Origin of the sequence: Carnobacterium viridans (genome assembly GCF_900102725.1) — a bacterium.
Lineage (GTDB): Bacteria > Bacillota > Bacilli > Lactobacillales > Carnobacteriaceae > Carnobacterium_B > Carnobacterium_B viridans.
Map to the genome: position 1 here is coordinate 861,106 of NZ_FNJW01000008.1, position 19,175 is coordinate 880,280.

Genomic DNA, 19,175 nt, shown 5'->3' on the forward strand with positions numbered 1-19,175 from the left:
TTTTTATTTTTTATTCTTCATTTAATTTATAATTGTATAAAGCACCAATGATATTTCCATTGTTTCCAAACTTACTTTTCATTATTTCAGGTACAATAAATACGCCCTCACCTAACTCCTCTTCATACACTTTCCTTACGTTTTCTTTTATCAGTTGAATCAATAATGGATTTCCACTGATCCCACCGCTGATAATAATTCTTTCTGGATCTAAAATAGTTTGTAAGTTGAACAATTGAATAGCTAACGTATAGCAGTAATCATTCAAACAAGATGCAGCTTTTTTATTTCCAGCTTTAATTAGTTCAAACATCTTAAAACCATCCATAGATTCTAATGGTAGGTTGCATTGCGAAGCTATTTTTTTAAACAAGTGACTTATTCCATTTTGATACCCAAACATATAGGATGCATCTTTGCTTCTCGCCGTATTCGTTTTAATAAATGAAAATTCTCCAGCAGAATAGTGCTGTCCTTTCAACACGGCACCGTTTACTACTATTCCTCCACCGATACCCGTTCCAAGATTCAGCATGATTCCGTGTTGAATCCCTTTTAAATTCCCTTTCCACAATTCTCCAAGGGTTGCTGCTTTGCCATCATTTTCTACATGAATCGTCGTTGGACATCTCATTTCCAATATCTCAATCATATTCATTTTCTTAATGTAATTTAATGATCCGCCATGAACAGCGTATCCAGTTTTGGAATGAATAATTCCCGGCATACTAATGGCCATACCTTCAATTTGATGAGCATATTCATCATAAATATCTCCCATCATATCTAGGAAATGCGTTAACGATTTCATAGGTGTTTTTCTAGTCTTAATTTCCCCTAATTCACCTTGATCATTAATCAATCCATAATTCGTTTCTGTTCCTCCAATATCAATACCTAGATAATACACTATTTTCGCCTCCTTCATCATTTCCACTCTACTTTTCTTGCCTTTAGTTTACCACTATCTGTTAGTGAATAGAACGGTTACACGCTATCCATTTTTTTACTTTTATCTCAGTTATTCTCAAAATGAATGCCGTTGTTTATTTCAGCTTACAATTGTTATGTAATACTATTCTAGCTTTTTGTTACACAACTAACATCCTATCTGCTCATTATCTATGCTATACTTTTTAAGTATGAAAATGTAAGACGATTTATGGGGGTAAACTATTGAAAAAGAGAGTATTAGCAGGAATTATGGCTTCGATGATGTTCGCTAGTCCATTTCTACCAACTGTTGTTCAAGCAGATACATTGGAAGAAATGGAACAGAAAAAAAACGAACTTGAATCACAATCATCAGAGCTTAATAATAGAATTCAAGAGCAAGACGAAACTTTAAACGACTTAGAAACAGAAAAAGGTCATTTAGAATCAGACATCACTACACTGCAAGTTCAAATAGACGAAACGGTAATGAAATTACATGATCAAGAACAAAAATTAGAAGAGTCTAAAGCAAAAGTTGAACAATTAAAAAATGAAATTGAAGCTTTAAAAGAATTAATTGCTCAACGGACAGGCAAACTTGAAAACCAAGCACGTTCTGTACAAACGGACGGCAGTGCTTCTAATTTAATAGGCCTTATTGTAACTGCTGAAAGTTTTTCAGACTTAGTAGGCCGCATAGGTATTGTTAATCAACTTGTTACTGCTAATAAAACTATTGTAACTGAACAAGAAACGGACCAAACAGCACTAGAAGCAAATGAAGCAGAAGCTGAAGATGAAAAAGTTGCGATTGAAGAAACTAAAAATGCGATTGAATTATCAAAAAACAACCTAGTTGCTCAAAAAGCTGAAATGGATGATAAAATCGTCCAAGTTGCTATTCAATACGATATGACAGAAGATGAAAAAAATACATTTGTTAAAGAACAGCAAGTAATCGCTACTCAAACAAGTACGTTATCTGAAGAAATGCAAAAAGAACGTCAACGTATTATTGAGGAAGAACAAGCAAGACAGTTAGCCATTCAACAGGCTGCTGAAGAAGAAGCTAAAAAAGCTGCTGAAGAAGAAGAAGCTAGATTAACTGCCGTTGCGGCTCAAGAAAAAGCTGAGCAAGAAGAAGCTTCTAAAAAAGTTGTCGAACAAAAAACAACAATTGCCAGCTCTTCTCCTAATAAATCAACAAGTGCTAATAAATCGAGCAGTTCATCAAACAGTTCTAGTAATTCAAAAGCTTCAAGTAACTCAAAAGCTTCAAGTAACTCAAAAGCTTCAAGTAACTCAAGTTCGTCAAAAAAACCGGCTATTACACCCAAACCACAACCAAAACCAGAAATACAACCAGAATCAAAACCATCATCTAATTCAGGTTTTATTCATCCTAGTGGCGGATATTCAACTTCACCTTATGGTTACCGTATACATCCAATTACGGGCGAGCATAAATTACATGGAGGAATTGACTTTGGCGGTGGCGGAGCAATCGTAGCCTCTCAAAGTGGTACAGTTGTCATTGCAGGATATCATTCATCATGGGGTTACTATGTAAAAATCGACCATGGAAATGGTATGCTAACTCTTTATGCTCATATGGTTGCAGGAAGTTTGCTGGTTTCTCCCGGACAACAAGTCTCTCAAGGCCAACAAATTGGAACAATGGGAACAACTGGATCTTCTACCGGGGTACATTTGCATTTTGAAATGTACAAAAATGGCTCTCGTGTTAACCCTGCTTCTTATTTATAAATAGAAAAGTTAAAACAAAAGACAGAAAGTTCAACTTTACACTGAACTTTCTGTCTTTTTGACACTTCGTTAAATAGTGTTGATAGAAGAAAATAAAATTTCTTCTGGAATAGACGGGATTTGCTTGTGGAGAGCCATGGAATCGTCTGAAGTCTGTAGTCTTCAGAGCTTTCAAGCCTTAAACAAAGCGTAATCGCCAACGCGCCAACGCTTTGTAATTCGCATTGAATTCAATGCATGGCTACAAGCAAACCCTATTCCTCCAGAATTTTTGTGTCATTAATTTAACTAAGCTATCAACACTAAAAGTATAGAGCCTTCTTTTTTACTTCCAATCACCATTGGAGTAATACTTGTTAAGAAACTTTTTTAATAAAGGAAATAAAATTGGTGCTAGAATCAAATAAAATCCACTATTTCCTACTGCGTGCATGGTATCAAAAGGAATACCCGAAGCATAATAAATCCAAAAATTTTGAATGCCAAAAAAGGGAGCTTGGACTAGTGAAATAACGAATCCGTATAAATAACCTGTAAATCCCGCATAGAAAACCATCAAGACAAAAGGAATTTTTTTTAATATCGGTTTGATCACTAGTCCAGTAACCAAGACCACTACAAAGAATGATAAAATTTGAGCAATTGTCCAAACACCCATTCCAAGCGTCATATTGGATAAAAGAATCGACAATACCGCTACAATTAGGGCATCACTTATTCCTAATGTTAACGTTAAAATAATTAAGATAACCGTTACTGGCTGGACATTCGGCAAGAACTGGAGCAACTGACGACTAACTTGGCAAAGTGCCGTGAGAAAGGCAAGTAAGGTTATTCTTTGAATGGATAGTTTTCCAGCACTTTTATTGTGAAGCATTTAGAAACCACTTCACTTGATCTCCATCTTGTAACTCGTATTCGGCAGCTCCTACAGTTGGATTTGTATTGTTTACTTCGTACATCCAGTACTTCCCTGCTTTTTCGTCTTGTTTCATTCCTTCAATAGACGTAATAAAACCGCCTTCTTCAACTACTTCATATTCTTTTTTAAGGGCTTCTAAGACCGTAGTGCCCTCGGATACTTCTAATTTTTTTGTGGCAGTGTCAACTTCTTTTTCGTCTTCTTCTAATACAATATCAATAGAAAGTGTTTCATTTACCTGACTTTCTACTAAAGAAGTGCTTTTTGCAGCAGAAGAGTCTGATTCTTGTCTAGCCGTTTCTCCACAGGCTACTAAACTAAGGGCTGTTACCCCTATAAGTGCTAATTTAATTAGTTTCATCTTATTTATTCCTCCAATTATCGAATAACGTTACTCACTTTTTTTTAATTTAAATCCTCTTTTTTTAATTCAGGGTGGAAAACTTTTCCTCCTCTTTCATATAAAATTTCTTTTACGTTGTAGCGGTTATTGACCGCTCTAGCAACAGCGAAAAAATAATCAGATAATCGATTCATATAAACTGCTACATATTGATTCACCGTTTCTCCAAACCCTAGACTAACGATAGATCTTTCTGTTCTTCTAACAACTGTTCGTGCCATATGTAAAAGACTAGCTGTCGGATGTCCACCTGGTAACACAAATGATAAAATCTCAGGAGCTTTATCGGCATAACCATCAATACTCATTTCTAAGTTTTGCACCATTTCTTTTGTTACTTTATAGGTTCCTTTCCCATGGGGAGTAGCTAAGTCTGTTCCGCAATCAAATAGATTCTGCTGGATTTCAATAAGTTCTCCTTTTAACGATGAATCTCTTTCTTCTAATTGGCTCACAATATATCCGATCAATGAATTCAGTTCATCCATTGTTCCATAGGCATCCACCCGATTTGCGTCTTTTCTTACCTTCTCGCCGCCAATTAAACTTGTATACCCTTTATCGCCCGTCTTTGTATAAAGTTGCACAAAAATCCCCCTCCCATTTAGTTGCATCTGTTTAAAACCACTATATATCAGATGGATTTATTTTTCAACCACAACATGTAGTGGTAACAAAAAAAGATTGAGTTTAATAACTCAATCTTTTTTACTATTCATCTGATGGATTTATGCATAATTCACTTATAACGGTGTTCCAAAAATTTGAACAATGTAAAGATTGGTGCCATCATAATGAACCCCAATTCCCACTTCCTCAAAATCCTTCTTTATCATATTTTCATAATGTCCTGAACTATCTTTTAATCCTTTAAACAACCATTCAGCCATTTCTTTTTCCGCTAGATAATAAGTTCCCATTGCTAAATTTTCTCCTGCTAATCGGTAAGAATAGTTAACTTCCGGCTCTTCTAATACGGTAAAAGTAGCTTTTCCATCTGGTCGTGTATGAGAAAACGATTCTTCTGTTTCATTTGCTCGTATATTAGCTGCTTTTTTTAATTGATCATTTGAAGTTACTGGTGCGACACCCACTTCACTTCTTAAATCATTTAATAACTCTAACATCCGGTTCTCCACAACTGCAACGTCAATTTCATTGGTTTCTGTTAAATCATTCGTGCTTGTTGAATTCGCACTCGTTGCTTGTTCTTGTTCACTAGTATCTGGCGACTCTTCTACAAGTACTAATGAATCATCTTTCAATTTATTCTCCATTAGAGAGATAGTCTCACCAATTTTTGTACCTTCTAAAATAGTCGAACTGCCAAGCCAGTAGCCAAAACCAATCAATACGATTAATAGTAAACTATATGAGAAAAATTTCCTCATTCCATCAAACCTTTCTTTTTGTACTCATTCACTTACAGCATGTAGTATACCAAAAATGATTGAGTACAGACATACGTTAAAAATAAAACGATTGTTATGTTCTCACATTTAAACTTGTTCATTTTACCAACCTTTAAATTTATTTAATTGCCTTTATTCTGTTGAAAGTTCTATCTTCACATAAAATTAATGGTATACTTTTGTGTGAAAATAGTTACAACAATTCATTTATTAAAGGGGGCTGCTCATTTGAAAAGTTACCAAACACTTTTATTTGATGTAGATGATACACTGCTTGATTTCAAAGCAGCTGAAAATTATGCTTTACAAAAATTGTTTAGCGAACACAATGTTGTCTTAACAGATGATATTAAACAATTTTATCAAGAAATGAACCAAAAGTTATGGTCTTCTTTTGAAAAAGGAGAGCTTGAACGGGAAGAATTATTGCATACTCGTTTTTCAATTTTGTTTAAAAAAATTGGGTTAACTTTAGATGGCGTTCATCTAGATAACTTATATAGAGAATATCTAGAAGAAAGTGCGGTGCTGATTGATGGCGCGACATCTTTACTTCAAAAACTAGCCAAACAGTATGACCTTTATGTGGTTACGAATGGTGTTGCACGTACACAGTTTATCCGTCTAAACAACTCAAATCTGAGCACTTATTTTAAAGATATTTTTGTTTCTGAAGAAATTGGCTATCAAAAACCGATGAAAGAATTTTTTAATCACGTTTTCGAAAAAATCCCTCATTGTTCTGCGGATAAGACATTAATCATTGGAGATTCTTTAACTTCTGATATTCAAGGTGGAATCAATGCCGGGATCGATACATGTTGGTTTAATCCTAAAGGACCTATAAATACAACACTTCTTCCAACTTATGAGATTAACCGACTACAAACATTAGAAAATTTACTTTTAACACCTAATTCTCCAGTGGAAACACCTAATTCTCCAGTGGAAACACCTAATTCTCCAGTGGAAACACCTAATACACATTCTGTATTAACTTTTTAAAGCTCTCTACTTTTTAGTGTTGTTAGCTTAGATAAATTGGTTACAAGATATTTCTGGAGGAATAGGGTTTGCTTGTAGCTTGCATTGGATTCAATGCGAATGATAAAGCGTTAATGCTTTAGCAGTTACGCTTTATTTGAGGCTTGAAAGCTCTGAAGACTACAGGTTTCAGACGTTCCCATGGCTCTCCACAAGCAAACCCGTCTATTCCAGAAGAATTTTTATTTTCTTCTCTCAACATTATTTCCTAGGTGTAGTCAAGTAATAAAAAAGATTAAAGACCATTCTCTTATTTCGAGAGTGATCTTTAATCTTTTTTCTATTTATGGTGTATATTTAACAATCAATTGTCTTGCTGCTTTTACTTCGTCTAACCGTTTTACAAAAGTTGTATGCGGTGCTGTTAACACTAACTCTGGTGTTTCTTCAATTTCTTTAGCAATTTGAATCAGTGCCTCTGCAAATGTATCTAACGTCTCTTTTGTTTCCGTTTCTGTTGGTTCAATCATTAATGCTTCTTCCACAATTAAAGGGAAATAAACCGTTGGAGCGTAATAACCAAAATCAAGAATCCGTTTTGCAATACTAGTCGTTGGAACCCCAAGTTTTTTCTGTCTTGATCCGGATAAAACAAATTCATGTTTGCTGTATTGAGTATAAGGTGTATCGTAATAAGGTTCTAATTTCTTACGTAAATAATTGGCATGCAATACGGCACTTTCGGATACTTGTCTTAATCCTTCTGGCCCCATTGTACGTATATACGTATATGCACGAACATTAACCCCAAAATTTCCATAATAGCCTTTTACTCGACCAATAGAATCAGGATAGTTCGTATTTAAGACATACTGACCTTCTTGTTTTTCAATTCGTGGAATCGGTAAATATTGAATTAAAAATTCTTTGACCCCTACTGGACCAGAACCCGGACCTCCTCCTCCATGTGGAGTACTAAAGGATTTATGTAGATTCAAATGAACGATATCAAAACCCATCATTCCTGGAGTTGTCTGACCTAAAATAGCATTCAAATTTGCCCCATCATAATAAACAAGTCCACCGGCTTGATGAACAATTTCAGCCATCTCTATAATGTCTTTCTCAAAAATACCTAATGTATTCGGATTGGTCAACATCAGCCCGGCAGTATCATTGCCAACTTGTTTCTTTAGTTCGACTAAATCCACTGTTCCATTCGTATTAGACGGGATTTCTACAACATCAAAACCGGCAGCATGAGCACTAGCAGGATTGGTTCCATGAGCAGAATCTGGAACTAAAATCTTCGTTCTAATTGCCCTATCACCATTTTTAATGTGATAGCCCTTCATCATCATTAAACCCGTCCATTCCCCTTGAGCACCAGCAGCTGGTTGCAAAGTAATGGCATCCATACCGGATATAACTTGCAGGTCTTCTTGTAACTCATACAGCAATTGAAAAGCTCCTTGAACTGTTTCAATCGGTTGAAACGGGTGAATTGCTGCGAATCCGTCATAACGAGCGACATCTTCATTAATTTTTGGATTGTATTTCATCGTACATGAACCCAGTGGGTAAAAGCCATTATCCACACCAAAGTTTTTTGTTGATAAAGAAGTATAATGCCTCATCAATTGAGGTTCTGACACTTCTGGCAAGTCAGCTGGCTCTTGGCGAACCAAGTGTTCTGGAAACTTAGCTATCAAATCAACTGAAGGAACATCACTTTCGGGAAGGCTAAAAGCAGTACGTCCGGTTTGGCTTATTTCAAAAATCAGTTCATTGTATTCCATCATTTAGTCATGCCCTCCAGTGCTTCAATAAATTGATCGATTTCTTCTTTTGTACGTTGCTCCGTAACAGCTATTAAAACTTCATTCTCCCATCCATAATCAGGCTCTAAATCATATCCTCCAATAAATCCTCTTTGAAGCAACTCTTGATTGATTGCTCCGACTGGTTTATTCAGCTGAAGAATAAATTCATTGAAAAAAGCTGCTTTATTTTTTATTGAGAAACCTTTACTCTCCAATTGTTTCGCCATGTAAGCTGCTTTTTCAATATTGAGTTGAGCCATCTTCTGTAAGCCTTCTTTACCTAAAGCAGACATAAAAACAGATGACGCTAAAGCATTTAACGCTTGGTTTGAACTCATATAGGAAGTCGCTTTTTCTCGGCGAATATGTTGTTCACGGGCTTGAAGAGTTAAAACAAAGCCGCGTTTCCCTTCAGTATCCGTAGTTTGACCAACGATACGTCCAGGAATCTTACGCATATGTTTCTTCTTAACTGCAAAATAACCGCAGTGGGGTCCGCCAAAGTTCATGGCTAATCCCATGGGTTGCATGTCCCCCACAACAATATCCGCTCCTAACTTACCAGGTGATTCTAATAAGGCAAGAGCTAAAGGATTTGCCATAACAATAAGCAAAGCTTTTTTGGATGCTGCCAGTTCTTTAATTGCCGCTAAATCCTCAACTGAACCAAAGAAATTAGGGTATTGGACAACAACTGCTGCTGTTTCATGATCTAATTGTTCTGCTAATAAAGATAAATTAGTACTGTCGTTAAGTAAATCAATCTCTTCAACTTGGTATTCTTGCCCCTTTGCAACAGTTTGCAAAACTTCTCTTCCTTGTGGATGAACAGCTTTAGAGATAAGAATTTTAGAACGCTTCGTGGCTCCAATAGCTAAAGTAGCCGCTTCACCAAGTGAAGTGAATCCATCATACAGTGAAGAATTGGCTGCATCCATACCGGTCAATTCGCACACCATTGATTGAAATTCAAATAAAGCTTGCAGTTCTCCCTGGCTAGCTTCTGCTTGATAAGGTGTATAGGCCGTATAAAATTCAGAACGAGAAATCACATGGTCTACTACACTTGGAATGTAATGGTCATATGTTCCTGCTCCTAAAAAGAGGCTGTATTCATGTGCAGTAGCATTTTTAGCTGCTAATTTCCTCATTTTTTTTGTTAGTTCCGATTCATGAAGAGCGGATGGAATGGCTAAATTTTCGTTTAAGGTAAGGTGTGTTGGAATATCTGAAAATAATTCTTCAACTGACCCAATCTCTAAAAAGTCTAACATCTCTTTTTGGTCTTGCGCAGTATCAGGCAGGTATCTAAATTCATTCAAGCGCTTATGCCTCCTCTTCAATTGCCAGTTCTGCAACATAGGCATGGTAATTTTCTTCGTTTAATAATCCTTCTAATTCAACAGGATTTTCTAATTGAATTTCAGCAAACCAACCGCCTTCAAAAGGAGAAGCATTTACTAATTCTGGAGCATCTTCCAATTCTTCATTAACAGCTAGAATAATCCCTGTAACCGGCGCAAAAATTTCTGAAGCCGATTTAATGGATTCTACCGTACCCATTTCACTACCAACAGAAACTTCAGCATCCACTTCTGGTACTTCCACATAGACAACGTCTCCAAGTTGTTTCACCGCATAATCTGTAATCCCAACACGTACTACATCTTCCCCTAATGGTAATATCCATTCATGTTCCTTGCTGTATAATCTATCCTCTGTCATAATTAAAACACTCCTTTTTTCTTCTTTTTTAGTTGGTTTCTCTTTTATAAAACGGTAGTTGCACAATTTCAGCATCCACCAATTTATTTCGGATTTCAATTTTCACCTTTGTCCCAACTTCATTGCCGTTTGTAGACAATAAAGCTAATGCAATACTATTGCCGAGTGTTGGAGATTTTGTTCCTGAAGTGATTACTCCAATTTCCGAACCAGCTTCATTAAACACTTTGTATCCATGGCGAGCAATGCCTTTTCCTATGAGTTCCAGACCTTTTATTTTTTTGTCTAATTTATTGTTTAGTTGCGCTGTTAAAGCAGTCTTACCAATAAAATCAGCTTCTTTTTTAGTCTTAACAACAAAGCCAATTCCTCCTTGAAGTGGGGAAATCTCATCTGTTAATTCATTGCCATATAAAGATAAACTTGCTTCTAAACGCAAAGTATCACGAGCACCTAATCCGCAAGGCTGTAAGCCTTCTTTTATACCAGCTCCTACTATAAGGTGCCATAATTTTTCAGTTTCACCGGCTTCCAAATAAAGTTCAAAGCCATCTTCACCAGTGTACCCCGTGCGAGAAACCAGAACTGACGCAATATCTTTTAAAGCGACATGCTGGAAAAAATGGAACGGTTTAAGTTTACTTAAATCATCATCTGTTAGTTTTTGTAAAATTTGTTCAGCATATGGACCTTGAAGTGCGATCAACCCAATATCCTCAGACCTATTTTCCAAGATAACATCTTCAACCATTTCTTTTTTCATCCATTGAAAGACTTTTTCTGTGTTCGCAGCATTAGGCGTTACTAAGTAACTTGATTTATCTAATTTAAAAATAATCAAATCATCAATTGTACCACCATTCTCATAAACCATGGCGTTATACTGCGCTTGACCCACTGTAATTTTTGAAACATCATTCGTTAATAAACGGTTGAGAAATCCTTCGGAACCTGTCCCTTTTACGATAAACTCTCCCATATGTGAAACATCGAATAACCCTGCTTTTTTGCGTACACTTTCGTGTTCATTTGTTATACTGGAAAATTGAATAGGTAAAGCCCAACCTCCAAAATCCACTAACTTGATATCATTTTCTTTATAATATTTGAATAAAGGTGTTCTTTTTAACTCTTTTTCCATTTTATCCCCCTCATTCTATTCTGTTAAACTTCATTATTTTGTTGTTTCTTTTCAACAAATCCACTAAATTTAATTTACCATTTTAACGAACGATTTCATAGTATATAATCATTTTTGTTAAGATTTTCTTATTTAATTATTTCACTGTAGGCAAAATTATTGCTTTTTAAGAACATTTCACTTAAACTTTTGATTGAAAACGTTTACGGTTTTTGATATAGTATACTACTATTCAATGGAATAGAGAAGGAGGGTTACACATGATTACGTTATATTCATCTGCTAGTTGTACCTCTTGTCGCAAAGCCCGATCATGGTTAGAAGATCATGACATTCCATTTACTGAAAAGAATGTATTCACTGAAAAAATAACAGATGAGGAATTGAAAGCTATTCTGCAACTAACGGAAAATGGAACAAATGAAATCATCTCGCAACGTTCTCAAGCTTTCAGAGAATTGAATATCAACATAGAAGAAATGCCTTTAGGAAGAGTGCTGAAACTTATTCAGCAACACCCGGGTATTATGCGCCGTCCTATTCTTGTCGATAATAAACGGTTACTCGTCGGTTATAACGAAGAAGACATCCGTTGCTTTTTGCCTAGGGAAATCAGAAAAATCGAACTATCAAAATTACACGATCAATTACCGGTCAATTTCTAATGTCAAAATCATATAGGTAAAAAAGGCTTCTGTTCGCTATTTAATCAAACAGAAACCTTTTTTGTCTTACATATCAAATAGAGTATTAAAAATCTCTGACATAACTGGATGTGTCACGACTTGATCTCTCAAATAAGTGTAAGGGATATGATTGTCCATTGCCATCTTAACTTGATTGACCAGTTCATGCGCTTGATCTCCAAAAAGAGTCACACCTAAAATTTCATTTGTTTCCTTATTAACAACAGCTTTATACAATCCTCTAGTATCATTAATAACATCTGAGCGAGTTGTTCCACTAACGGGAGCCATGTTGGTTAGCACTTGATACCCTTCATCTTTTGCTTCTGTTTCGGTTAAGCCAACTCGAGCAAATGAAGGTTCCATAAAAATGGAATAAGGAACATGTTGTCGCTCAGATCGTTTCCGGTCGCCTTTGTCTAATACATAATCAGCAATGAGTTTGGCATCATTAATCGTGATGTACGTAAACTGGTAGCCTCCTCTAACGTCTCCTAAAGCAAACACATGCTCTACGGCAGTTTCCAAATAGTCGTTCACTTCAATTCCGCCTTTTTCATCCATTACAATATCTGTATCATCCAGATTTAAATAAGCAGTATTAGGTTTGCGGCCGGTCGCTATTAAAACAGCATCGAATAAGAAAGAGTCATCTTCTTCTGTTTCGATTTTAACTTGTTCGTTTTCATTTGAGAGTTTATTTACTCTTGCATTTAATTGGATATCAATTGCTTTGTCTGTAAGAACTTTTTGGACAGCTTCTGCTACTTCGCGTTCTTCTTTTGGCATGAATTGTTCGCCCGTTTCAAAAAGAGTTACTTTCGAACCAAACATTTCATAGATAGAAGCGAACTCTAATCCGATATTCCCTGCACCAATAATGCCTAAATTTTTAGGCACTTCAGGCAGTGTCTGAAGTTCAGTGCTATTGTAGATTCCTCTTGTTTCTTTTATCCCTTCAATTGGCGGATAATTACTTTCTGAACCCGTATCGATGAAAATATATTCAGCTTCAAGCTCTTCCTTTTTATCGCCTAAATCGACAGTTATAATATGATTCGATTTAAATGCCCCAGTTCCAGTATATAAATCGACCCGTTCATTTTTCTGCATACTTGTAAACTCTGTGTTTCTATTTCTTTTAGTCACGTCATTTTTTCGTTTTAATGCCGTAGCATAATCTTTTTGCTCTCTTGCATCGTGTTCTAAAATTTTGGTAGGGATACAACCGATATTTACACAAGAGCCACCATACATCCATTCATTTTTCTCAATCAATGCTACATTCCATTCATTTGCCGTTAACTTAGTTGCCAAGGTACGAGCACCTTGTCCAAATCCAATAATAATCGCATCATACTTTTTCAAAATAACACCGTTCCTTTCTAGTTAAGTTGTATTCGTTTTCCTACTACAAATCTAGTATAACAGTTTGATGCTGTAGGAAAGAATCATTGGCTTACAAATTAATTGTTGGTCCTCTAGACTTTTGGAATGTTCATTTAGATTACATTACTTCAACTAAACTACTACTTTGAGTTAGTCGAATTAGGATCCATTGCATCTACTCAAATAACATTTAGCATTATATTTAAAATTTCAGCCTCCTCACTACCTAATAGGAACTAATAATTTTTTTTATTTCACTTTATTTAATTGCCTTTTGTAAACAACCGTTATAAATGGTATCCTTAAAAAAAAAGGACTTAGAGGCAGGTTATTTTACTTATGACAAACAATCTTGATCTTTCTAATCGAATCAATCAAAATTATCCCTTACTATCAAAAAAAGAAAAACATGTAGCCGCATTTATACTAGAAAATAAAAATGACGTGGAGTCTTGGAATATTAAAGACCTTTCACGTTTAACAGAGACTTCCAATGCTACCATTTCTCGTTTTTGCGCAAAATTACATTATCGAAATTTTAGTGAATTTAAAACATTTGTATCGCAAGAATTAGGTGAGAACCCAATGCCCTTACAAGTACCTGTTAAAATTGCCAGCTATTACACACAATTGATCAATTCCGCATCTCAATTGATTGAAACGCAACAAATCACTGATTTTGTGGAGGCGATTCATCTTTCCAATAAGATTCTAATTTGTGGAGTGGGAAATTCAGGATTGAGTGCTATGGAATTGAAGTACCGCTTAGTTAGAATGGGCTTGATTGTTGATGTCGTAACCGATCCCCATATGATGTTAATGGACGCCGTCTTGTTAAAAAAATATGATTTGATGATTGCCATTTCGAATTATGGACAAACACAAGCTGTCATTGATGCCTGCACGATAGCAAAAAAAGAGCATGCTACCGTTTTTGTCATTACCAATCAAAATCACACACCTTTAACAAACATTGCCGATCAAGTGCTATTTGCTTCTGGTCGAACATCTATTCCAGATGATCAGTTTATTAATAGCCAATTGCCGATTCATTTTATTTTAGATGTATTGTGCTATGTCTTGTTAGAAAATAAATCTTATAAAAATAACCGCAAAAAAACGATATTTGCTTTAGACTTACATTAACTCAAAAAAGCTAGTAAGAAAATGGGACAATCCCACTATCTTACTAGCTTTTCGCTTTACTTTACTTTACTTCTTTCATTTTCCCAACAAATTCAGCCGTAATCAACTGAGGACGAGTGATTGCACTTCCTACTACGATAGAATGAACACCAAGCTCTTTACATCTCTTTGCTTTCTCAGGTGTGTCTATGTGGCCTTCAGCAATGACAGGAACTTTCACGGATGCTAAAATAATTTTTAAACGTTCAAAATCATTATCCGCAATATTGTCACCTTGTGATTCTTTCGTATAGCCCATTAAGGTAGTAGAGACACAATCAAAGCCTAATCGTTCTGCTTCAATCGCTTCATCAATAGTTGCTGTATCAGCCATTAATAAAATTGACGGATATTTCGCATGAATAGCTTGAACAAATGATTCTAGTGTTTCGCCATTTGGTCTAACACGACTTGTAGCATCTAATGCTATCATATCGCATTTAGATTCAGCTAATTCATCGATTTCTTTCATCGTTGCCGTAATAAAAACTTCTGAATCGTCATAATCTCTTTTTACAATTCCGATAACTGGCAACTCAGTATTTTTCTTAATTTCAATAATATCTTCTTTTGAATTTGAACGAATTCCTTTTGCTCCGCCTTCTTCAGCAGCGACTGCCATTCTTCCCATAATATATGAGCTATGCAATGGTTCATGGTCTAATGCTTGGCAAGAAACAATTAATTCTGATTTTACTTTATCTAACATATTCATTTTATTCGTCTCCTAACATTTCTTCGATTTCATTTTTTATAACTGATACTTGTGGACCATAGACGACCTGAATTCCATTTCCTCTTTTGATCAGTCCTTGGCTTCCAGTTTCTTTTAATAGTTCTTCATTAACTAACGTCTCGTCTTTAACTGTAACACGTAATCTTGTTGCACAGTTGTCAACATTCACTAAGTTTTCTTCGCCACCCAGACCATTAATAATATCTAGTGCACGACCTTCTACTTTAGTTTTGTTGCCAGCCACTTCTACTTTATCTGTTCTACCAGGTGTTTGGAAGTTGAATTTTTTAATTAGGAATGTAAATGTAAAGTAATATAAGAAGAACCAAACTACTCCAATAACTACAACCATGATCCAGTTTGTTCGTTCATTTCCTTGCAAGACTCCGAATAAGATAAAGTCAATAAATCCACCTGAGAAAGTTTGTCCAATTGTGATTTCAAAGATATGCGCTAACATGAATGCAAGACCGTCGAATACAGCATGCACAACATATAATGCAGGTGCTATAAATAAAAATGAAAATTCAAGCGGTTCTGTGATTCCTGTTAAAAAAGATGTTAAAGCAGCTGACAACATCAACCCTCCAACTACTTTTTTATTTTCTGGTTTTGCTGTTCTATAGATGGCAAATGCAGCACCAACTAAACCAAACATCATCGTGATAAAACGTCCTGACATAAAACGTGCTGTTCCGCTAAAGAATTCTTGTGTTGCTGGATCAGCTAATTGTGCAAAGAAAATATTTTGTGTTCCTTGAACAAGTTCTCCACCAATTTCCATTGTTCCTCCCACAGCTGTTTGCCAAAAAGGAAGATAAAAAATATGATGCAATCCAACAGGTCCAAGCATACGCAGGATAAATCCGTACAAGAATGTGCCTAAGTAACCAGTAGCATTAACCACATCTCCTACATTTGTAATCAGCCCTTGGAATACAGGCCAGATAAAGTACATAATAGTTCCTAAAATAATTGCTGAGAATGACGTAATGATTGGAACAAAACGTGAACCACCAAAGAATCCAAGATAAGTGGGTAATTCAATTTTGTTAAAGCGATTGTGTAAATAACTTGCTAAAATCCCAACAATAATCCCACCAAATACTCCTGTTTCAAGTGTTTGAATACCTAATGTACTTCCTTGACCAACAGCAGCAAGATTATCTACAGCTAATAATCCAGTAATAGTCAAAATAGCATTTATTGTTGAGTGCATGACCAAGTAGCCAATCAACGCTGCTAATGCTGCTGTTCCTTTGTCTGATTTTGCTAAACCGATGGCTACTCCTATCGCAAATATAACCGGTAAATTACTAAAAACAATATTTCCAGCACTACTCATAATAGTAAAGATAGCTTGTAACCAAGCTACATCTAGAACGGGATAAGCATTAACTGTATTGGGATTAGATAATGATCCTCCAATTCCTAAAAGTAATCCTGCAGCAGGTAAAATTGCGATTGGCAGCATAAAGGATTTTCCAAATTGTTGTGCTTTCTCAAAAAACGTTTTCATTTTCTCATTCTCCTCTTCTCTTTTTGAACTACAGTTAGTTTATACTATGAAAACATTTCCGTCAACTACATTTTAAAGAAAACATTTCCACTAAGATAAAAAAACCTATCTATCAAAGTTACTAATAAAAAAAGATTGAGCCCTATGAAATTTTTCATCAGTGCTCAACCTTTTATTTATTTACTTCTTATCAGATTGTTGCTCTTTTTCTTCATATTCTTGATCATTGTCTTTGCCATAATACTCTTCATTGTATTCTTGTTCTTCTTCTGGATCATTTTCTTCTTCTGGGTCATTTTCTTCTTTTGCTTCTTGTTCTTCTTTTTCTTTTGCTTCTTGCTCTTCTTTTTTGGCCAGTTTTTCATCGTCATAAATAAAGACATTATGGAAAATTTTTAAAATTGGTCGGGCGGTTAAAAAAAATCCGCCTACTAGATAAAGATAGGTTCCATAAATATCTGGAATGGGAGTTAATGTTGCTAAACTTCCAATTATATAAAAGATACCTGTTAAGATATCATTTGTTAATGATATTAGTGTGTAACGATTTTGAAAATACAACCGAAATCGTCCAGTCTTAATCTCGATATCTTCTTCTTTGTCAGGTATAACGTCATGTTCTTTACGTTCTATTTTCGGCATGTTGATTTACCCTCACTTTTTTCATGTTCGTATAATAAGTAGTATACAAAACTCCGTATCACCTTTCAAAAAAAACGAATCAGAAACCATTGTCATTAAAAAATGCCTACTGAATAATGAGAACTTGCACGTTTTTAATTCTAGTATTAGAATTGATAAGTTGAGAAATAAACTGCTTAAGAAGATTCTGGAGGAAATAAATATGAATACAAAGAAACAAACATCCCAATTGATAGTTTTTGCCTTACTCATTTTTTTAAGTGCTTGCGGATCAAACGAAAAATCTAATGAACAGAATGAATCGTCAGAGGCTGTCCTTGCTTCTGAACAAGTCATGCACTTAACTGTAGAGAGTGAATTAGCAACAACAGACAGTGTTCTAGTTGCTGAAAATATTACTTTTGCTGGCGTTAATCAGTTTATTGAGGGACTCTATCGATTAGATGAAAATAATGAGCCAATCCCTGCCTTAGCTGAAAGTGAAGAGATTTCAGAAGATGGATTAACCTATACCTTCCATTTAAGAGACGATGCTAAATGGTCAAATGGCGAACCCGTTACCGCACATGACTTTGTATTTTCGTGGCGTCGAAATGTTGACCCCACTTCTGGTGCAGCTTATGCGTACTTATTTGAAGATATAAAGAATGCTTCTGACATCATGACAGAACAACTTCCGCTTGAAGAACTTGGAGTTAAAGCTTTGGATGAGACAACTTTAGAGGTCACACTTGAAACCCCTATTGCTTACTTCCCTTCTCTTATGTCATTTGTGTCGTTTTTTCCACAAAATGAAGCATTTGTAAGAAATGCTGGTGATCAATATGGCACTAGTAGCGAAACAACTTTAACCAACGGTCCTTTCTTACTATCTGATTGGGATAGTGGATTGGATGAAAGCTGGAATTATGAAAAAAATCCAGCTTATTGGGATGCAGAAAATATTCATTTAACTAAAATTACGAATCAAGTAATCAAAGATGTGTCCACTGGCGTAAACTTATTTGAAAAAGGTGATGTTGATAATGCGTTATTGTCTGGTGAATACGCTAAACAATTTCAAAAAGATCCTAGTTACACAGTTGAGTACTTTTCAAGAACTAATTACCTAGAAGTCAATCAATCGGACAACCCCTATTTAAAAAATGAAACCTTCAGAAAAGCACTAGCACTAGCTATCAACCGTGAAGAACTGACTTCAGTCATCTTAAATAATGGTTCTTTACCCATCACTGGATTGGTTCCAGATCACTTTGTTAAAAATCCAGAATCAGGTACTGAATTTGCTGAAGAAGCCGGAGATTTTTATACTTATGACCTGCCCAAAGCACAAATGTTAGTAGAAGAAGCAAAAGCTGAGCTTGGAGTAGATACGATTGAATTAGAATTACTCGGGGATGATGATGAAACAAGCAAGCGAGTTATGGAGTATCTACAAGGAGAATTACAAAATAATTTAGAAGGTGTAAACATCACCCTCCTAAATGTTCCCTTCAGTGCTAGACTAGCTAAAGCTGCGGCAGGTGATTTTGATTTGATTTCATCTGGTTGGAGCGGATATGTTTCAGATCCAATGATCATGTTAGACGTATTGTATAGCACGTCTTCTTATAACAATGGAGGCTATTCAAACGCAGAAGTGGATCAATTAATTGATGATGCTAAAGGAATTCATGCAAATAAGGCTAATTTAAGATGGACTGACATGTTGAAAGCTCATCAAATTGCTTTAGATGATGTGGCACTTATTCCCTTATATCAAAAAGGTGAAGCCATGTTGCGAAATCCCAAAATCAAAAATATCAACATTAATTCAGTAGGCGCTAGATACAGCTATAAAGATGCGTATATTATCGACTAATTTACTAATTTAGTTTAATCCTCTATCTATAAAAAAAGTTCAAC

The 19,175-nt window shown here is 35.5% G+C and carries 17 protein-coding genes and 1 pseudogene; 5 read left to right on the forward strand and 13 right to left on the reverse strand.

Going from position 1 to position 19,175, the window contains the following annotated elements; genetic code table 11:
* Window positions 1–10 precede the first annotated feature (10 nt).
* The gene (locus tag BLT48_RS05425; protein WP_089975958.1) at window positions 11–910 is read right to left on the reverse strand and encodes an ROK family protein; all 900 of its coding nucleotides are present in this window, start codon (window positions 908–910) and stop codon (window positions 11–13) included.
* A 266-nt stretch (window positions 911–1,176) separates the two neighbouring features.
* On the opposite strand from BLT48_RS05425, the gene BLT48_RS05430 reads away from it, so the two are divergent.
* Window positions 1,177–2,703 (forward strand): M23 family metallopeptidase, encoded by a 1,527-nt coding sequence (locus BLT48_RS05430; protein ID WP_089975961.1) that lies wholly within the window; start codon window positions 1,177–1,179, stop codon window positions 2,701–2,703.
* Between the two features lie 325 nt (window positions 2,704–3,028).
* Here BLT48_RS05430 and BLT48_RS05435 read toward each other — a convergent pair whose 3' ends face one another.
* The 4 genes from BLT48_RS05435 to BLT48_RS05450 all read right to left on the reverse strand — a co-directional run bounded on the left by BLT48_RS05435 (window position 3,029) and on the right by BLT48_RS05450 (window position 5,419).
* Entirely contained in the window at window positions 3,029–3,580 is a 552-nt protein-coding gene (locus BLT48_RS05435) for an ECF transporter S component (protein WP_089975964.1), read from the reverse strand.
* Window positions 3,567–3,986 carry a DUF4430 domain-containing protein gene (locus tag BLT48_RS05440; protein ID WP_035023884.1) on the reverse strand — a complete coding sequence of 140 codons (420 nt, stop codon included), beginning with the start codon at window positions 3,984–3,986 and terminating at the stop codon, window positions 3,567–3,569. The genes BLT48_RS05435 and BLT48_RS05440 overlap by 14 nt, the downstream gene beginning before the upstream one ends.
* A gap of 44 nt (window positions 3,987–4,030) precedes the next feature.
* Complete coding sequence (locus BLT48_RS05445) at window positions 4,031–4,615, reverse strand: cob(I)yrinic acid a,c-diamide adenosyltransferase (protein ID WP_035023886.1); 585 nt, start codon at window positions 4,613–4,615, stop codon at window positions 4,031–4,033.
* Between the two features lie 156 nt (window positions 4,616–4,771).
* Window positions 4,772–5,419: a CAP domain-containing protein gene (locus BLT48_RS05450; protein ID WP_089975967.1), complete on the reverse strand. Its 648-nt coding sequence runs from the start codon at window positions 5,417–5,419 to the stop codon at window positions 4,772–4,774.
* A 249-nt stretch (window positions 5,420–5,668) separates the two neighbouring features.
* Between BLT48_RS05450 and BLT48_RS05455 the strand changes: the two genes are divergently transcribed.
* Window positions 5,669–6,445 carry a YjjG family noncanonical pyrimidine nucleotidase gene (locus tag BLT48_RS05455; protein WP_089975970.1) on the forward strand — a complete coding sequence of 259 codons (777 nt, stop codon included), beginning with the start codon at window positions 5,669–5,671 and terminating at the stop codon, window positions 6,443–6,445.
* 323 nt (window positions 6,446–6,768) lie between these two features.
* Here the strand turns inward: BLT48_RS05455 and gcvPB are convergent, their stop codons facing one another.
* From gcvPB to gcvT, 4 genes are read right to left on the reverse strand one after another with little or no spacing between them, the layout of a single operon-like run.
* On the reverse strand, window positions 6,769–8,226 hold the full coding sequence (gene gcvPB, locus BLT48_RS05460; protein WP_089975973.1) for an aminomethyl-transferring glycine dehydrogenase subunit GcvPB: 1,458 nt from the start codon (window positions 8,224–8,226) through the stop codon (window positions 6,769–6,771).
* On the reverse strand, window positions 8,223–9,569 hold the full coding sequence (gene gcvPA / locus BLT48_RS05465; RefSeq protein ID WP_089975976.1) for an aminomethyl-transferring glycine dehydrogenase subunit GcvPA: 1,347 nt from the start codon (window positions 9,567–9,569) through the stop codon (window positions 8,223–8,225). Before gcvPA ends, gcvPB begins: the two co-directional genes overlap by 4 nt.
* A 4-nt stretch (window positions 9,570–9,573) precedes the next feature.
* On the reverse strand, window positions 9,574–9,972 hold the full coding sequence (gcvH, locus tag BLT48_RS05470) for a glycine cleavage system protein GcvH (RefSeq protein ID WP_035020013.1): 399 nt from the start codon (window positions 9,970–9,972) through the stop codon (window positions 9,574–9,576).
* A gap of 28 nt (window positions 9,973–10,000) precedes the next feature.
* Entirely contained in the window at window positions 10,001–11,113 is a 1,113-nt protein-coding gene (gene gcvT / locus BLT48_RS05475) for a glycine cleavage system aminomethyltransferase GcvT (RefSeq protein ID WP_089975978.1), read from the reverse strand.
* Window positions 11,114–11,373: 260 nt separating this feature from the next.
* Here gcvT and spxA point away from each other — a divergent pair, with 260 nt between their 5' ends.
* On the forward strand, window positions 11,374–11,778 hold the full coding sequence (gene spxA, locus BLT48_RS05480; RefSeq protein WP_035020015.1) for a transcriptional regulator SpxA: 405 nt from the start codon (window positions 11,374–11,376) through the stop codon (window positions 11,776–11,778).
* Window positions 11,779–11,844: 66 nt separating this feature from the next.
* Here the strand turns inward: spxA and BLT48_RS05485 are convergent, their stop codons facing one another.
* The gene (locus BLT48_RS05485) at window positions 11,845–13,167 is read right to left on the reverse strand and encodes an FAD-dependent oxidoreductase (RefSeq protein ID WP_089975981.1); all 1,323 of its coding nucleotides are present in this window, start codon (window positions 13,165–13,167) and stop codon (window positions 11,845–11,847) included.
* A 360-nt stretch (window positions 13,168–13,527) separates the two neighbouring features.
* Between BLT48_RS05485 and BLT48_RS05490 the strand changes: the two genes are divergently transcribed.
* On the forward strand, window positions 13,528–14,334 hold the full coding sequence (locus BLT48_RS05490) for a MurR/RpiR family transcriptional regulator (protein WP_089975984.1): 807 nt from the start codon (window positions 13,528–13,530) through the stop codon (window positions 14,332–14,334).
* 61 nt (window positions 14,335–14,395) lie between these two features.
* Here BLT48_RS05490 and BLT48_RS05495 read toward each other — a convergent pair whose 3' ends face one another.
* From BLT48_RS05495 to BLT48_RS05505, 3 genes and pseudogenes are all read right to left on the reverse strand, one after another.
* On the reverse strand, window positions 14,396–15,088 hold the full coding sequence (locus BLT48_RS05495; protein ID WP_035023905.1) for an N-acetylmannosamine-6-phosphate 2-epimerase: 693 nt from the start codon (window positions 15,086–15,088) through the stop codon (window positions 14,396–14,398).
* Between the two features lies 1 nt (window position 15,089).
* Window positions 15,090–16,628, reverse strand: coding sequence for a glucose-specific PTS transporter subunit IIBC (gene ptsG / locus BLT48_RS05500; RefSeq protein ID WP_089975987.1), 1,539 nt, complete (start codon window positions 16,626–16,628; stop codon window positions 15,090–15,092).
* A gap of 333 nt (window positions 16,629–16,961) precedes the next feature.
* Window positions 16,962–17,270 (reverse strand): annotated as a pseudogene (locus BLT48_RS05505) (YrhK family protein); the annotation flags it as partial.
* 202 nt (window positions 17,271–17,472) lie between these two features.
* Here BLT48_RS05505 and BLT48_RS05510 point away from each other — a divergent pair.
* Window positions 17,473–19,131 (forward strand): peptide ABC transporter substrate-binding protein, encoded by a 1,659-nt coding sequence (locus BLT48_RS05510; RefSeq protein ID WP_089975990.1) that lies wholly within the window; start codon window positions 17,473–17,475, stop codon window positions 19,129–19,131.
* Window positions 19,132–19,175: the final 44 nt, after the last annotated feature.

Bases quoted from the DNA above. Each gene is read 5' to 3' on its own strand.
- BLT48_RS05450 (WP_089975967.1), bottom strand. From the start codon at position 5,419: ATGAGGAAATTTTTCTCATATAGTTTACTATTAATCGTATTGATTGGT.
- BLT48_RS05435 (WP_089975964.1), bottom strand. From the start codon at position 3,580: ATGCTTCACAATAAAAGTGCTGGAAAACTATCCATTCAAAGAATAACC.
- BLT48_RS05440 (WP_035023884.1), bottom strand. From the start codon at position 3,986: ATGAAACTAATTAAATTAGCACTTATAGGGGTAACAGCCCTTAGTTTA.
- gcvT (WP_089975978.1), bottom strand. From the start codon at position 11,113: ATGGAAAAAGAGTTAAAAAGAACACCTTTATTCAAATATTATAAAGAA.
- ptsG (WP_089975987.1), bottom strand. From the start codon at position 16,628: ATGAAAACGTTTTTTGAGAAAGCACAACAATTTGGAAAATCCTTTATG.
- gcvPB (WP_089975973.1), bottom strand. From the start codon at position 8,226: ATGATGGAATACAATGAACTGATTTTTGAAATAAGCCAAACCGGACGT.
- BLT48_RS05490 (WP_089975984.1), top strand. From the start codon at position 13,528: ATGACAAACAATCTTGATCTTTCTAATCGAATCAATCAAAATTATCCC.
- spxA (WP_035020015.1), top strand. From the start codon at position 11,374: ATGATTACGTTATATTCATCTGCTAGTTGTACCTCTTGTCGCAAAGCC.
- BLT48_RS05495 (WP_035023905.1), bottom strand. From the start codon at position 15,088: ATGAATATGTTAGATAAAGTAAAATCAGAATTAATTGTTTCTTGCCAA.
- BLT48_RS05510 (WP_089975990.1), top strand. From the start codon at position 17,473: ATGAATACAAAGAAACAAACATCCCAATTGATAGTTTTTGCCTTACTC.
- gcvH (WP_035020013.1), bottom strand. From the start codon at position 9,972: ATGACAGAGGATAGATTATACAGCAAGGAACATGAATGGATATTACCA.